Genomic DNA, 14,353 nt, shown 5'->3' with positions numbered 1-14,353 from the left:
ACGGGCGTCTTGCGCGCGCCCGCGCGCCGCCAGGCGGGCGGGAACCGGGCACCCGGGCACATGTAGGCTGGGCGCGCCCTGCCGCCTGGCAGGGGCGCGCCCCTGTAGACCAACCGGCAGAGTCGGTGGACTCAAAATCCATACAGTGTGGGTTCGAATCCCACCGGGGGCACCGACGCCGCGGCGCCGGCCCGGTAACGACCGGTCGCCCCCGCGGCGCCTGGGCACCGCGGGGGCGACTCGACCGGGATGACCTAGCTGATCAGCGTGACCGTGTAGTCCAGCGTGGTGCCGGTGGCGGTGTAGGTGGCCGTCTGGCCGTTGGCGCAGAAGCTCACGTACGCGTTGCCCGGCACCGTGTCGCCGCCGACGGCCGAGACGACCGGCCGCAGCTCCGTCTCGGCGGGCAGGCCGGCCGACGCGAGGTCCAGGACCCGGTACTGGTTGATCGGGTACTGGTCGCTGGCGGGGGTCTGCACGCCGGTGCGGGTGGTCGGCGTGAAGGAGAGCACGAAGCCGGCGTTGTTCACCACCGACATCTTCTGCACGCACGGCACGGCCCGGTCGGCCGCGGGGGCCGCGGCGGCGGGGGCCGCCCCGGTGACGAGGCCCGCGGCGGCGGCGGTCGCCATGATGGTGGTACGCAGTCGCGTTGACATATGGACTCCAATGTCTGCTGTCACGGCTTTCACGAACGACAACGGGTGCCGGTCGCTACTCGGGTACCCCCACCCCATCGAAGGAAGTCGCTGCCGGCGCAGATGTAACCGGGCTAACAGTCGGCCGGCGGCCCTCAGGCGGGGGTGTCGCCCGCCTCGGACATCAGGCGCCGGATGGGCCGGGACACGGCCGCCAGCAGCAGGCCCAGGACGATCGCCACCGCGCCGATCACGCCGAAGTAGGGCACCTCGGTGTCGGCCGAGTACGCCCCCGCCAGCGTGCCGGCCAGCGCCGACCCCAGCGACACCGACAGGAAGAACAGCGCCACCATCTGCGTGCGGAACGCGGCCGGGGCGAGCGTGGTCGCCGCCGACAGGCCGACGGGCGACAGCAGCAGCTCGGCGATCGTGAAGAAGAACAGGATGCCGACCAGCGGCAGCAGCGACACGCTGTCCGCACCGCCCCCGGCGAGCGGGATGAACAGCAGGAACGCCGCGCCCATCACGATCGTGCCGAGCGCGAACTTCAGCGGGGCGGAGGGCTGGCGCCGGCCGAGCCGGGTCCACAGCGCCGCCAGGACCCCGGCGAAGACGATCACGAAAACGGGATTGATCGAGTTGACCCAGGCGATCGGCATCTCGCCGCCGAACACATGCCGGTCCAGCCGCTCGTCGACGTAGATCGGCAGGACCGTGAACTGCTGCTGGAACAGCGCCCAGAACGCCGCGCTGGCGACGAACAGCGGGATGAAGGCCAGCACCCGGCGCCGCTCGACCCGGCTCAGCGCCCGGTTGCCCAGGATGACGGCGAAGTAGGCGACGGCCGCGGCCAGAGCCAGCCCGACGACGATCGTGGAGAGCCGGTCGGCGGTGACGACGCCGGTCACCACGAGGGCGGCGAGCACGCTCACCGCGGCGACGGCGGCGGCCACGTAGAAGGCGCGGTGCTGGCGCGGGAGGGGGCGCTCGACGCCGCCGCCCAGCGCCCGGATCCGGGCCCGGCCGAGCTGGTACTGGACCAGGCCCAGGGCCATCCCGACCGCCGCGACGCCGAAGCCGAGGTGGAAGCCGTGCTCCTGCTGGAGCCAGCCGGTGAGCAGCGGGCCGAGCAGGGCGCCGATGTTGATGCCCATGTAGAACAGCGAGAAGCCGGCGTCGCGCCGGGTGTCGCCGTCGGGGTACAGCGAGCCGACCAGCGACGTGGCGGTGGCCTTCACGCCGCCGCTGCCCAGCGCCACGAGCACCAGGCCGACCCCGATGCCGGCCAGGCCGGGCAGGACGGCCAGCGCCACGTGCCCCGCCATGACCACGCAGGCGCTGGCGAACAGCACCCGCTCGCGGCCCAGGACCCGGTCGGCGAGCCACGCGCCGAGGATCGTGGACAGGTACACCGAGCCGCCGTACGCGCCCGCGATGCTCGTCGCGGTGGCCTTGTCGATGCCGAGGCCGCCGTCGGCGGCGGTGAAGTACAGGTACAGCACCAGGATGCCCTGCATCCCGTAGAACGAGAACCGCTCCCACAGCTCCAGGCCGAACAGGTTGGCCAGGGCGCGCGGCTGGCCGAGGAAGGTGCGCTCCGGGGAGCGGGGTGGCTGGGTCATCCGGGCACTATGACATACGTCGATACCTCGGATTCGGGCCGCGCTGAGGACGTGACCGGGGTCATCCGCCGGGCTCCGTGACCTGCGGCGCCAGGGCCGCGCGCACTCGCGCCGCGGCCGCGGCGTCCGCTAACCTGCGCGCGCCCGTCCCCCCTCGTACGGAAAACGCGATGCCCGATGCGCCCCGCAAAGTGCGCGAATGGACCCGCCGGTACCTTCCGGCCGAACTGCTCGGTACCGCGACCGCCCTCCTCGTGGGCCTGGCCGCCCACCGCGCCACCGGGGAGGTCGCCGCGGCGGCCGCGGCCGGCGCGGTCGCCGAGAACGTCGGCTACTACGGCTGGTTCGCCGTCCGGGAGACCCGCCGCCACCTCGCGGCCCGGCCGGGCCGGCGCGCCCGGGCGGCCGGGCGGGCCGCCCGGGACCTGCTGGTCGAGTTCGGACCCGCCGAGGCGTTGGACAGCCTGCTCGCCCGGCCGGCCCTGATGTACGCGGGCGGCCACCTGGTCGCCCCCGTCGCCGCGGGACTGCTCGCCGGCAAGCTGGCCGCCGACCTCGTGTTCTACGGCTGCGCCGCCGCCGGCTACGAGCTGCGCCGCCGCCACCTCGACGCCGCGCCCGGCCCGCCCGCACCGGAGCGGACGACAGGCGGACCCCTCCCGTGAGGTGGCGCTGTCCCACCCTCCCCCGGGGCCCGGCGTGTGGGCGGGCCGCGGACGGGTACCCGGCGGGCAGCGGCGGTCACAGGCGCCCGCCAGTCGGCTGACAGGGCGCTGCCGGCTCCCCGCGCCATCGTCGACGGGGCAGGGACAACCGGGTACCACGCCACGATCGGAGCAGCCGATGCCACGCAGTTCGCGCCGCCGGTACCGGGGTCGGGCCCTTCCGCGCCCCGACGAGGAGGTGGTCGACCAGGGCCTGGCCTTCGACCTGGCGACCCTGGCGGGCCGCCGGCAGGTCCTGCGCGCCCTGGGCCTGGGCGCCCTCACTCTCGGCCTGACGGCCTGCGGCGGCGACACCACGGCGCCCGGCGCCGCCGGCTCCCCCGCCGCCACCTCGGCCGGGGAGATCCCCGACGAGACCGCCGGCCCCTACCCCGGGGACGGCTCCAACGGGCCCGACGCGCTGAACCACAGCGGCATCGTGCGCAGCGACCTGCGGACCAGCTTCGGCGCCGCCGCCGGCACCGCGGCAGGCGTGCCGATGACGCTGGAGCTGACGCTCAGGGACCTCGCCGGGGGCGGCGGGCCGTTCGCCGGGGCCGCCGTCTACGTCTGGCACTGCGACCGCGAGGGCCGCTACTCGATGTACTCCGCGGGGGTCACCGACCAGAACTACCTACGCGGCGTGCAGCTCAGCGACGCCCAGGGCCGGGTGCGGTTCACCAGCATCTTCCCCGCCTGCTACGCGGGGCGGTGGCCGCACGTCCACTTCGAGGTGTACCCCGACCGGGCGAGCATCACCGACGCCGGCAAGGCCGTCGCGACCTCCCAGCTCGCCCTGCCGGAGGCCGCCTGCCGGCAGGTGTACGGGCGGAGCGGGTACGGCGCCTCCGTGCCGAACCTGGCCGGGATCACGCTCGGCGGCGACACCGTGTTCGGCGACGACGGCGCGCGCAGCCAGCTCGCCGCGGTCACCGGCGACCCCGCCGCCGGGTACACCGTCGCCCTGGCCGTCGGGGTCGACACCCGCACGGCGCCGCGCGGCGGGCAGCCCGCGCACGACGGCCAGACCCCGGGCGGCGGCCCGCCCCGGGGCACCCCGTCCGGCGGATCCTCGGGCAGGGCGCCCGGTCCTCCGCCCGGCGGGACGCCCGGTGCTCCGCCGCCCGGCGCGCCGGGCCTCCTGCCGCGTCCCGGCGGCGCCCGTCCCGGCGGCGCGCCGCCCGCCACGCCGTGAGCTGCCCGGCGCCGTAGTCTGCCCGGGCGCGGGCGGGTCCGGCTGGTCTGCCGTCGCGCAGGTGCCGGACACCGGGCTGGGGGGCGACAGATGCGGCTGCACGTCGGTTGCGCGATGTGGACACACCGGTCCTGGCAGGGGCGGTTCACGCCCCACCCCCTGCCGCCGCGGGACCGGCTGCGCGCCTACGCGGCCCACTGCAACGCCGTCGAGGGGAACACCACCTTCTACGCCACCCCCACCCCGGCCACCACGCACGCGTGGGCGGCGCAGACGGCGGCGGACTTCCGCCTCGTGCCCAAGGTCCCGCAACTGGTCACGCACGAGCGCCGGCTGACCGACGTGGCCGCGCCGATGCGCGCGTTCCTGGACGCCGTCGCGCCGCTCGGCCCGCGCGCGCACGCCCTGTGGGTGCAGCTCCCCGCCTCGTTCGGCCCCGGGGACCTGGCCGCGCTCGCCCGCTTCCTGCGCCGGCTGCCCGCCGCCCACCGGCGCGCCGTGGAGGTCCGCCACCCCGGGTTCTTCGCCGACCCGCGGGCCGCCCGGCTGCTGGAGCAGGTGCTGGCCGACGCCGACGCCGAGTGGGTGCCCTTCGACACCACGACCTTCTTCCGCACGCCGCCGGCCACCGCCGCCGAGCGGGAGACGTGGACCCGCAAGCCCCGCCTGCCGCGGCGGACGCGGGCGCTCACCGCCCACCCGATCGTCCGGTACCTCGGCCGCGACGACCCGGCGGCCACCGTCGAGGGCTGGCAGCCCTGGCTGGAGGTCGTCGCCGGCTGGCTGGCCGAGGGGCGCTCCCCCACCGTGTTCGTCCACACGCCGGACAACGTGGACGCCCCGGCACTGGCCCGCCGGTTCCACGAGGAGGTGCGCGCCCGGGTGCCGTCGCTCGCGCCGCTGCCGGAGCCGCCCCCGGCGGCGCCGTCGACGCTGTTCTGAGCCGGTCGCCCCGGCGGCCGTCGGAAACGGTCGCGTGCGTCCGGGCGGGCGGTCAGCCGGACCGGGCCACGGCCGCCTCGCCGACGAACAGGTCGCGCGTCCGGTCGGCGGACAGCAGGCCCCCGAAGTGCTGGCCCTGGGCGAACCGGTACCCCAGCGCCGCCAGTTGCCGCGCCTGCGCGGCGGTGGCCACGCCCTCGGCGACCAGCGTCAGGCCGAGTCCGTCGGCGATCGCCACCATCGCCGCCGCGATCGTCGCGTCGGCGGGGCCGCCCGTGACGCCCTCGACGAACGCCTTGTCGACCTTCAGGGTGCGCACCGGCGCGGTGCGCAGCACGCCGAGGGCCGAGTGCCCGGCACCGAAGTGGTCCAGCGTGACGGTCACGCCCAGCAGCGCCACCTCCGCCAGCGCCCCCGCCGCGGTCCGGCTGTCGAAGATCGCCGTCTCCGTCACCTCGATCGCCAGCCGCGCGGCCGGCAGGCCGGCGTCCGCGAGCGCCTCGGCGACGCTCGCGGCGAACCCCGGCGCGTGGAGCTGGCGGGCGGAGATGTTGACGCTGACCGTCCACGTGTCGGCGGACCCGCCGCGCAGCCAGCCGGCGGCGGTCCGGCACGCCTCGCGCAGCGCCCAGTCGCCCAGCGGCACGATCAGGCCGGTGCGCTCGGCGGTGGCGACGAACTCGTCCAGCGGCAACATGCCGCGGTGGGGGTGGTTCCAGCGGATCACCGCCTCGGCGCCGACGGCGGCGCCGTCGGCGATCCGCACGACCGGCTGGTACACCAGGCTCAGGGCGCCGTCCTCCATGGCCCGGCGCAGCTCGGCGCCGAGCTGCGCGTCGTGGTGGGCGCGCGCGTCGAGTTCGGCGTCGTAGCTGGCGTACCGGCCCTTGCCGGCGTCCTTGGCCGCGTACATCGCCAGGTCGGCGCGGCGCAGCACCTCCGTGCCGTCCATGCCCGCGTCGACGTCGGCGATGCCGATACTGCACCGGACCAGCAGTTCGTGGCCGGCGATGCGCAGCGGCTCGGCCATGGCGGCGTTGATCCGCTCCAGGATGCCGGTACCGAGCTGGGCCGAGAGCGCCGGCAGCAGCATGGCGAACTCGTCGCCGCCCAGCCGGGCCACGGTGTCGTCGGGCCGGACGCACGCCTGCAGGCGCTGGGCGACGCTCACCAGCAGCTCGTCGCCGACGGCGTGGCCGAGCTGGTCGTTCACGGTCTTGAAGTCGTCGAGGTCGATGAGGACCACGCTGGCGGTGGCGCCCGCGGCCAGCAGCGCGGTCATCCGGTCGGCGAACAGGCGCCGGTTGGCCAGCCCGGTCAGGGCGTCGTGCTCGGCCTGGTGGCTGAGCTGGTGCTGGACGTCCTGGAGGTCGCGCACGGTGCGGTCCACCCGGTGCAGGAGCTGCGCGTTGTCGGTGAGGGCGCTGATCTGGCGGTACACGACGAGCGCGGTCAGGGCGACGGCCACCGCGGCCGCGAGGATGGCGAACCGGTCGCCGAGGCGCAGCGCCTCCCAGATGAGCATCCCGTCGGTCGCCGCCACGGCGATGTAGGGCAGGTAGCTGAACCGGCGGCGCCGCGGCGGCGGCTCCTCCGCGGCGTCGACCCCGGCCTGGCGGCGGGCGGCCAGGATCACGCCCAACGAGACCGGCGGGAGGCAGACCATGGCGGCGTGGACGTGGGCCTGCGCGGCCAGCAGCGGCGCGAGCGTGGCCAGGCCGGCGGCGACCCCGACGGAGGCCGAGAGCCGGTGCAGGGCGCCGTGGTCGACGCCGCCGACGCCCAGCACGGCGAACTTGGCGATCGTGAACACCACGACGGCGCCCAGCAGGACGATGGTCATGATCGCGAAGGCGCCGCCGAGCCGCTGCCAGGCCGCCGTCTGGCTGAACGACAGCCGCCAGGCGACGTACCCGACGGTGAGCACGACGATCGTGGCGTCGGCGGCGAACCGGCGCCGCTCGGCGGGCGGCAGCTTGACGCGCGCGGGCAGCCCGAGCAGCGCCCACGCCGTCACGCACACCGCCACCAGGTACACGACGATGGTCAGCGGGGAGCCGGTGGTGGGGATCCCGTCGGTGTTGAGCATCTCGCGCATACTCAGCAGCCCGCCGACGCCCTGGGCGCCCAGCGAGACGGCGACCAGCCGCCAGAACCGGCGCGGCACCGAGCCGGCCAGCCCGCCGGCCGTGCGCCAGCAGTACAGGGTGGCGACGGCGGTCGCCGGGATCGTGGTGGTGACCCAGGTCACGACGACGGGCGGGCGGGCGCCCGCCGCCATCACCAGCACCCACAGAACGGACATCGCGGTAGCCAGGGCGCCCACGAGGACAGGGCCGGACGGCACGCCGGTCCTCCATCGCTGCGTCACCATGACCCCGCCCATCCGTCCGTCGCCCTCCGTCCACGCCCCTTCGGCACCCGCGGTCGCGGGTTGAGGGAGCCCGTCGGGCGCGGCCGGTCCGCACCGGCCCGCGCGCTCATTGTGCCGCGACACGCCGACAGTGCGCCTCCGCAGCAGGAGACCGGGCCGCCGGGCGGGGCGGTCCGGCCCCGGCCGCCCGGGGTGGCCGGACCCGCGGCCGGCGCGCCCCACCAGCCGTTCGGCGGCCATCTCCGGCCGTCGATACCGGTGCGCCGCTGCTAGAGTCGGTCGCATGAACCGCACCGTGATCTGCGGGCCGCTCGCCGGCCGGCGGTTCGCGCTGCCCCTGTCCGGCCGCCACTGCCGCCGGACCTTCGACGAGTGGTGTCGCCCCGGTCGCTGAGGCCCTGCCTCGCGCCGTCCCGGCTCTGTCCGGCGTGCCTGTCCGCGCCGACCCGTCCGTCCTCGCCGACACCGTGTGTCCGCTTCCCGACCGCGCCCCCGTTCGACCCGCCGCCGGGTGTCCGCCGGCGTGGCCGGGGCCGGGCGGGCGCGCGCCGGTGCGGCAGCCCACACCCCGGGAGTTCCCGATGCTCGCCGACATCCGCCACATCAGCCGGCAGGACCCGGCCCTGCGCGGTGCCCGTACCGCGGAGGTCCTGCTCTACCCCGGCCTGTGGGCCGTGTGGAGCCACCGGCTGGCCCACCGGCTGCACCGGTGGGGCGTGCCGTGGCTGCCCCGGGCGCTCGCCCAGGCCACCCGGCTGCTGACCGGGGTGGAGATCCATCCCGGGGCGGTGATCGGGCGGCGGCTGTTCATCGACCACGGCCACGGCGTGGTGATCGGCGAGACGGCCCGGGTCGGCGACGACGTGACGATGTACCACCGGGTGACGCTGGGCAGCCGGGGCGGCTCCGACGGCCCCGCGCCCCGCCACCCCACGGTCGGCGACGGCGTCGTCCTCGGCGCCGGCTCGTCGGTCCTGGGGCCGGTGACCGTCGGCGCGGGCGCTCGGATCGGGGCGCACAGCGTCGTCGTCCGCGACGTGCCGGCAGGCGCCCGCGTGCGCGCGGCACCCGCCGCGACCACTCCCGCCGACGCCCTCGTCGAGGGCGCCGGCATCTGACCCCGACCGCGGGCGGCAGCCGCCGCGCGCGACGTCCCGTCGTCTGTGAGGAAGCACCGTGACCGTCCACGACAACGTCCTCGGCCTGATCGGCCGCACCCCCCTGGTCGCCCTGCGCCGCTTCGGCGCCGACCTCCCGGCCGCGCTGGTGGCCAAGCTGGAGTCCGCCAACCCCGGCGGCAGCGTCAAGGACCGGATCGCCCACGCCATGGTCGCCGCCGCGGAGGCCGGCGGCGTCCTGCGCCCCGGCGGCGCCATCGTCGAGGCCACCAGCGGCAACACCGGTATCGGGCTGGCGCTGGTGGCCGCGGCGAAGGGCTACCCGCTGACGCTGACCATGCCCGAGAGCATGTCGGTGGAGCGGCGGGCGCTGCTGGCCGCGTACGGGGCCGACCTGGTCCTGACGCCGGCCGCCGACGGTATGCCGGGCGCCATCCGGCGGGCCGAGGAGCTGGCCGCCGCGCACGGGTGGTTCCTGCCGCGCCAGTTCGACAACCCCGCCAACCCGGACGTGCACGCCGGCACGACGGCCCTGGAGATCTGGAACGACACCGACGGGCGGGTCGACGTGCTGGTGTCCGGCGTCGGTACCGGCGGCACCGTCACCGGGGTCAGCCGGGTGCTGCGGCAGAAGAACCCGGAGCTGTACGTGGTCGCGGTCGAGCCGGCCGAGTCGCCGGTGCTGTCGGGCGGGGTGAAGGGCCCCCACGGGATCCAGGGCCTGGGCGCCGGCTTCGTACCCGCGATCCTGGACACCGGCGCCTACGACGAGGTGGCCCGCATCGACGTGGAGCACGCCCGGGCGACCGCGCGGCGGCTGGCCCGGACCGAGGGGATCCTCGCCGGGGTGTCGAGCGGGGCGGCCCTGGCCGCGGCCGCCGACGTGGCCGCCCGGCCGCAGTTCGCCGGCCGCCGCGTCGTGGTGGTCCTGCCCGACACCGGCGAGCGCTACCTCAGTACCCCGCTGTTCACGCCCTGACGGCCCGGGAGCGGGCGGCGCGGGCCGCCCCGGGGCGGGTGGCGCAACCCGGCCCGCGGGGGTCCCGGGATCGGTTAGATTGGCGCCGAGCGACCGGGCCGCGGGCGCCGGGGCCGGGTGGCCGCCCCGCCAGCGGCGGCACAGCGCCGGGCACGGCCCCACGCCGCCCTCCACCGGGGCCGGCGGGAACGAGCGGAGCGCGAGCATGACGACGGGGAACGGGTCCGGGGTGCGGCGGCGCTGGTGGGCGGACCTGCCGGTGCGCGGCAAGGTGCTCAGCGCGGTGGGCGTGGCCGCGGTCGTCGGCGTCGTCGTCGGCGTCGTCGCCATCGCCAGCCTGGCCACCGTGGACGAGGTCGGCGGCGGGATGTACGAGCGCAACGTGCGGCCGATCACCGTGCTGGCCGAGCTGGACAACAAGGCCAACGACATCCGGGCGACCGCGCTGCGCCACGGGATCGCCCAGGACCGCGCGCAGATGCGCGAGCGGGAACGGGAGCTGACCCGGTTCCGCACCGAACTGGACGCGCTGTGGACGCGGTACGCGGCCGCGCCGGCCGAGGCCGGGGCGCGGGCCGACCAGGCCCGGTTCGGCACCGCGCTGGCCGCCCTGTACGCCGCGCTGGACGACGCGCTCCTGCCGGCCAGCCGCAGCGGCGACCTCGCCGCGCTGGTCGCGGCCGAGGCACGCAGCTTCGACCCGGCGTTCGACGCGCTGGGCGAGGCGCTGGGCGCGCTGGAAGACCGGGAGCTGGCGCAGGCCGCCGACGCCGCCGCGCGCGTCGAGTCGACCTACCGGCGCAGCCGCACCATCCAGCTCACCCTGCTGGCCGTCGGGCTGGCGGTGTCGGTGGCCGTCGGCCTCTGGGTGGCCCGCACGATCAGCCGGCCGCTGGGCCGGGTGGTCGAGGTGATGCACGAGGTGGAGCGGGGTGACCTGACGGCGGCGGTGGCCGTGGGGTCCCGGGACGAGGTCGGGCGCGTGGCGGCGGCGCTGAACGCCACCACCGGGCGCCTCCGGGAGGTCATCGGCGGCCGGCTGTCCCGCGCGGCGCTCACCCTGTCGGCCTCGGCCGAGGAGCTGTCGACGGTGAGCGTCCAGCTCGACACCAGCGCCACCGGCGCGGCCGACAGGGCCGCCGGGGCCACCCGGGGCACCGAGGAGATGAACGCCAACGTCCAGGCGATCGCCGCCGGGGCCGACGAGATGACCGCCTCGATCGGCGAGATCGCCTCCAACGCCACCCAGGCCGCGCAGGTCGCCCAGCACGCCCGGACCGTCGCCGCCGGCACGACCGACCAGGTGAGCGCCCTCGGCGCGGCCAGCGCGGAGATCGGGGACGTGGTGCGGCTGATCACCTCGATCGCCGAGCAGACGAACCTGCTGGCCCTCAACGCCACCATCGAGGCCGCCCGGGCCGGCGACGCCGGCAAGGGCTTCGCGGTGGTCGCGGGCGAGGTCAAGGAGCTGGCGCAGCAGACCGCCCAGGCCACCGACCAGATCACGGCCCGGATCGCGGCCCTCCAGTCCTCCAGCGACGCCGCCGCGCGGGCGATCGACGAGATCTCCGTCGTCATCGGGCGGATCGGCGACTTCACGACGACGATCGCCGCGGCGGTCGAGCAGCAGACGGCGACCACCGGCGAGATGAGCCGGACCGTGAGCCAGGCCGCCGGCAGCAGCGCCGCGGTCGCCGGTACCGTCGCGGGCCTCGCCGAGGACGCCGCGTCCACGGCCGACGCCGCCCGGTCCACCCTGGAGGCCGCCGACGAGCTGACCCAGCTCGCCAACGAGCTGACCGCCGTGGTCGGCAGCTTCCGTCACTGAGCCGGCGCGGCCGCCGCCACGGCGGGGTTCGCCGCCACGACGAGGTTCGCCGCCACGGCGGGGTGGCCGGCACGTGGGGTCGCCGCTGGGGCGGGTCAGGTCGGCGGGCGGTCGAGGACCCGGTCGCGCAGCACCGGGAACTCCGCCCGGGTCCGTACCACCGCGGCGGGGTCCAGCACCGCGGTGAGCACCTGTGCCGGTGCGCCGGCCTCCGCCACGACCCGCCCCCACGGGTCCACCACCATGCTGTGCCCGGCCTGCGGCACTCCGGCGTGGGTGCCGGCGGCGTTGCAGGCCAGCACGTACGCCTGGTTCTCGATCGCCCGGGCGCACAGCAGCGCCCGCCAGTGCGCCAGCCGCCGCCGCGGCCAGCTCGCCGTCACCACCAGCGCCTCGGCACCGGCGTCGAGCAGCCGGCGGAACAGTTCGGGGAAGCGCAGGTCGTAGCAGGTCGACAAGCCCAGGGTCAGGGCCGGCAGGCGGGCGGTCACCACGTCCCGCCCGCCGGCCAGCACCCGCGCCTCCCCGGCGTCGAAGCCGAACCGGTGGATCTTGCGGTAGCGGGCGGCGGGGCGGCCGTCGGGGCCGAACAGCAGCGCGGTGTTGTAGCGGCGGCCGTCCGGGGCGGCCTCGACCAGCGACCCCGCGTGCAGCCACACCCCGGCGTCGGCGGCGGCCGCGGCCATCGCCGAGGCGGTCGGGCCGGTGAGGTCCTCCGCGGCGGCGGCGAAGGCGGCGGCGGCGAAGGCGCCCACCGGCCACAGCTCGGGCAGCACGACCAGGTCGGCCCCAGCCTGGGCGCGGACCAGCGCCGCCGCCCGGGCGCGGCGCACCGGTGGCGGTACCGCGAGGTCGACGTCGAGCTGCACCAGCGAGACCCGCCACTTCGCCACGGCCGCCTCCTCTCCCCGGAACAGCTCGCCGGACGACGGTACCGCGGCGGCGGCCTCAGGGGGCGAGGCGGCGGACCACCCGGGCCGGGTTGCCGACGGCGAGCACGCCCGCGGGCAGGTCCCGGGTGACGACCGCACCCGCGCCGACCACGGTGTCCGGGCCGATGGTGACGCCGGGGCAGACGGTGACGCCGCCGCCCAGCCACGCGTTGGCGCCGACGGTGACCGGAGCGGCGGACTCCCACTTCGCCCGCCGCTCCGCCGGCTCCAGCGGGTGGGTCGCGGTCAGCAGTTGCACGTACGGGCCGAGCTGGGCGTCGTCGCCGATCGTGACGCGGGCGACGTCCAGGCAGACGAGGCCGACGTTGACGAACACCCGGTCGCCGACGAACGTCTGGTACCCGTAGTCGCAGTGCAGCGGCGACCGGATCTGGCTGTCCGCCCCGAACCCGCCCAGCAGCGCCACCAGCAGGTCCCGGCGGCCGGCCTCGTCGGCCGGGTCGGCCGCGTTCAGGCGGTGGGTGAGCGCGCGGGCGCGCCGCGACTCCGCCACCAGTGCCGGGTCGTCGGCCCGGTACGGCAGGCCGGCGAGCATCCGCGCGCGCATGGACTGGGGCACGCCACCACTGTAGGCGAGCACGGTGGGAGCGCACCGTCGTCGCGGGGGCAGCCGCCATCCTCACCACTACCGCCGTCGCCGTCGACACCGACGGCCGTGGCGTGGTGGGCGGGCGCGAGGGCGTCCTGGTGGGCGCGCCGCGGCGGGCCGGCGGCGCGCGGCCACCGGTAGCGTGTCCGGGGTGAGCGTCGACTGGCACCGCGCCCGGGAGCTGGCCCACGCGGCCGGGGCCGCCGCGGCCCGGCCGGCGCGCCGGCTGCCGCTGGCCGGGTGCGACGGCGCGACCCTCGCCGAGGCGCTGTGCGCCGGTACGGACCTGCCGGCCTTCCGCACCTGCGCGGTGGACGGGTGGGCGGTCCGCGGGGCCGGGCCCTGGCGGGTGGTGGGCCGAGCGGCGGCCGGGTCCGCGCCGCCCCCGTTGGAGGCCGACGGCACCGCGGTCGCCGTCGCCACGGGCGCCCCGGTACCGCGGGGCGCGGCCGCCGTCCTGCGCGCCGAGGACACCGGCCGGGCCGGCGACGGCCGGATCACTGGCCGCCCGCCGGTACGGGCGCAGTGGCGGGAGCGCGCCGAGGAGGCCAGCGCCGGGGATGTCCTGGTCCCCGGCGGCGTCGACGTGACGCCCGCGGTGCTGGGGCTCGCCGCCGCGGGCGGGCACGACACGCTGCCCGTGCGGGTCGCGCCCGCGGCGCGCGGGCTGGTGTTCGGCGACGAACTGGTCGGGCGCGGCCCGGCCGGCGGGCACCTGCTGCGCGACGCGCTGGGCCCGGCGCTGCCGGGCTGGCTGGCACGGCTGGGTGCGCGGCACGCCGCGCCGCCGCCGCAGCCGCTGCCGGACACCCCCGGGGCGCACCGCGCGGCGCTGCGCGCGGCCCTGGCGGAGGCCGACGTCGTCTGTACGACGGGCGGCACCGCGGACGGGCCGGCCGACCACGTCCGCGCCGCCCTCGCCACGCTCGGCGCCGCGCCGGTGGTGGACCGGGTGGCCGTCCGCCCCGGCCATCCGATGCTGCTGGCCGCGGTGCCGGGCGTCGCCGCGGGCGGGCCGCGGTTCGTGGTGGCGCTGCCGGGCAACCCACTGGCGGCGGTCGCCGGCCTGCTGACCCTGGCCGGCCCGCTGGTCAGCGGACTGCGCGGCCGCCCGCCCGCGCCCTGTGGGAACCTCGCCGTCGACAGCGCGGTGGCCGGCGCCGCCGGCCGGACCCGGCTCGTCCCGGCCACAGTGGACCCGGCGACCGGCGCCGCGCGGCCCGCCGCGCACACCGGACCGGCGATGCTGCGCGGGCTCGCCGCGGCGACGGGGTTGCTCGTCGTGCCGCCGGGCGGCGTCGCTGCAGGCGGCCGCGCGGACTTCCTGCCGCTGCCCCTGTGGCCGGGAGCGGGCGCGTGACCGGGGGGCCGCGCGTGACCGAGGCCGGGCGTGACCGGGGGCCGAGCGTGA

At 77.3% G+C, this 14,353-nt stretch carries 12 protein-coding genes and 1 tRNA gene; 8 read left to right on the top strand and 5 right to left on the bottom strand.

The window, feature by feature from the left end; genetic code table 11:
• Positions 1-98 precede the first annotated feature (98 nt).
• Positions 99-172, top strand: a tRNA-Leu gene (locus tag IEY75_RS07520).
• 82 nt (positions 173-254) lie between these two features.
• Here the strand turns inward: IEY75_RS07520 and IEY75_RS07515 are convergent.
• Together IEY75_RS07515 and IEY75_RS07510 are read right to left on the bottom strand one after the other, a co-directional pair.
• A complete protein-coding gene (locus IEY75_RS07515; RefSeq protein WP_189113499.1) occupies positions 255-659 on the bottom strand; it encodes a hypothetical protein in 405 nt (134 codons plus the stop codon).
• 134 nt (positions 660-793) lie between these two features.
• Entirely contained in the window at positions 794-2,260 is a 1,467-nt protein-coding gene (locus IEY75_RS07510) for a peptide MFS transporter (protein ID WP_189113498.1), read from the bottom strand.
• 170 nt (positions 2,261-2,430) lie between these two features.
• Here IEY75_RS07510 and IEY75_RS07505 point away from each other — a divergent pair, with 170 nt between their 5' ends.
• From IEY75_RS07505 to IEY75_RS07495, 3 genes are all read left to right on the top strand, one after another.
• Entirely contained in the window at positions 2,431-2,925 is a 495-nt protein-coding gene (locus IEY75_RS07505; protein ID WP_189113497.1) for a hypothetical protein, read from the top strand.
• Between the two features lie 178 nt (positions 2,926-3,103).
• Positions 3,104-4,159 carry a dioxygenase family protein gene (locus IEY75_RS07500; RefSeq protein WP_189113496.1) on the top strand — a complete coding sequence of 352 codons (1,056 nt, stop codon included), beginning with the start codon at positions 3,104-3,106 and terminating at the stop codon, positions 4,157-4,159.
• A 90-nt stretch (positions 4,160-4,249) separates the two neighbouring features.
• A complete protein-coding gene (locus tag IEY75_RS07495; protein ID WP_189113495.1) occupies positions 4,250-5,101 on the top strand; it encodes a DUF72 domain-containing protein in 852 nt (283 codons plus the stop codon).
• A 52-nt stretch (positions 5,102-5,153) separates the two neighbouring features.
• Here the strand turns inward: IEY75_RS07495 and IEY75_RS07490 are convergent, their stop codons facing one another.
• Positions 5,154-7,448, bottom strand: a complete 2,295-nt coding sequence (locus IEY75_RS07490) for a putative bifunctional diguanylate cyclase/phosphodiesterase (RefSeq protein ID WP_189113494.1) — start codon at positions 7,446-7,448, stop codon at positions 5,154-5,156.
• Between the two features lie 608 nt (positions 7,449-8,056).
• Here IEY75_RS07490 and epsC point away from each other — a divergent pair.
• The 3 genes from epsC (at position 8,057) to IEY75_RS07475 (ending at position 11,400) form a co-directional block, all read left to right on the top strand.
• Positions 8,057-8,593, top strand: coding sequence for a serine O-acetyltransferase EpsC (epsC, locus tag IEY75_RS07485; RefSeq protein ID WP_189113493.1), 537 nt, complete (start codon positions 8,057-8,059; stop codon positions 8,591-8,593).
• 58 nt (positions 8,594-8,651) lie between these two features.
• A complete protein-coding gene (gene cysK, locus IEY75_RS07480; protein WP_189113492.1) occupies positions 8,652-9,572 on the top strand; it encodes a cysteine synthase A in 921 nt (306 codons plus the stop codon).
• A gap of 205 nt (positions 9,573-9,777) precedes the next feature.
• Positions 9,778-11,400 (top strand): methyl-accepting chemotaxis protein, encoded by a 1,623-nt coding sequence (locus IEY75_RS07475; RefSeq protein WP_189113491.1) that lies wholly within the window; start codon positions 9,778-9,780, stop codon positions 11,398-11,400.
• A 95-nt stretch (positions 11,401-11,495) separates the two neighbouring features.
• On the opposite strand, the gene IEY75_RS07470 is transcribed toward IEY75_RS07475, so the two are convergent.
• Together IEY75_RS07470 and IEY75_RS07465 are read right to left on the bottom strand one after the other, a co-directional pair.
• A complete protein-coding gene (locus tag IEY75_RS07470; protein ID WP_229789426.1) occupies positions 11,496-12,293 on the bottom strand; it encodes a nitrilase-related carbon-nitrogen hydrolase in 798 nt (265 codons plus the stop codon).
• A gap of 55 nt (positions 12,294-12,348) precedes the next feature.
• Positions 12,349-12,912, bottom strand: a complete 564-nt coding sequence (locus IEY75_RS07465; RefSeq protein WP_308425685.1) for a sugar O-acetyltransferase — start codon at positions 12,910-12,912, stop codon at positions 12,349-12,351.
• A 181-nt stretch (positions 12,913-13,093) separates the two neighbouring features.
• Between IEY75_RS07465 and IEY75_RS07460 the strand changes: the two genes are divergently transcribed.
• Positions 13,094-14,302, top strand: a complete 1,209-nt coding sequence (locus IEY75_RS07460; RefSeq protein ID WP_229789425.1) for a molybdopterin molybdotransferase MoeA — start codon at positions 13,094-13,096, stop codon at positions 14,300-14,302.
• Positions 14,303-14,353 lie beyond the last annotated feature (51 nt).

The sequence above is a fragment of the Pilimelia terevasa genome, assembly GCF_014647915.1.
Lineage (GTDB): Bacteria > Actinomycetota > Actinomycetes > Mycobacteriales > Micromonosporaceae > Pilimelia > Pilimelia terevasa.
The sequence above is the reverse complement of the archived record's forward strand: the minus strand, read 5'-3'. Positions and strand labels throughout refer to the sequence as shown.

What these genes read in the sequence shown, in the direction of transcription:
- IEY75_RS07515 (WP_189113499.1), bottom strand. Translation starts at nt 659, where the DNA reads ATGTCAACGCGACTGCGTACCACCATCATGGCGACCGCCGCCGCCGCG.
- IEY75_RS07510 (WP_189113498.1), bottom strand. Translation starts at nt 2,260, where the DNA reads ATGACCCAGCCACCCCGCTCCCCGGAGCGCACCTTCCTCGGCCAGCCG.
- IEY75_RS07505 (WP_189113497.1), top strand. Translation starts at nt 2,431, where the DNA reads ATGCCCGATGCGCCCCGCAAAGTGCGCGAATGGACCCGCCGGTACCTT.
- IEY75_RS07500 (WP_189113496.1), top strand. Translation starts at nt 3,104, where the DNA reads ATGCCACGCAGTTCGCGCCGCCGGTACCGGGGTCGGGCCCTTCCGCGC.
- IEY75_RS07495 (WP_189113495.1), top strand. Translation starts at nt 4,250, where the DNA reads ATGCGGCTGCACGTCGGTTGCGCGATGTGGACACACCGGTCCTGGCAG.
- epsC (WP_189113493.1), top strand. Translation starts at nt 8,057, where the DNA reads ATGCTCGCCGACATCCGCCACATCAGCCGGCAGGACCCGGCCCTGCGC.
- IEY75_RS07475 (WP_189113491.1), top strand. Translation starts at nt 9,778, where the DNA reads ATGACGACGGGGAACGGGTCCGGGGTGCGGCGGCGCTGGTGGGCGGAC.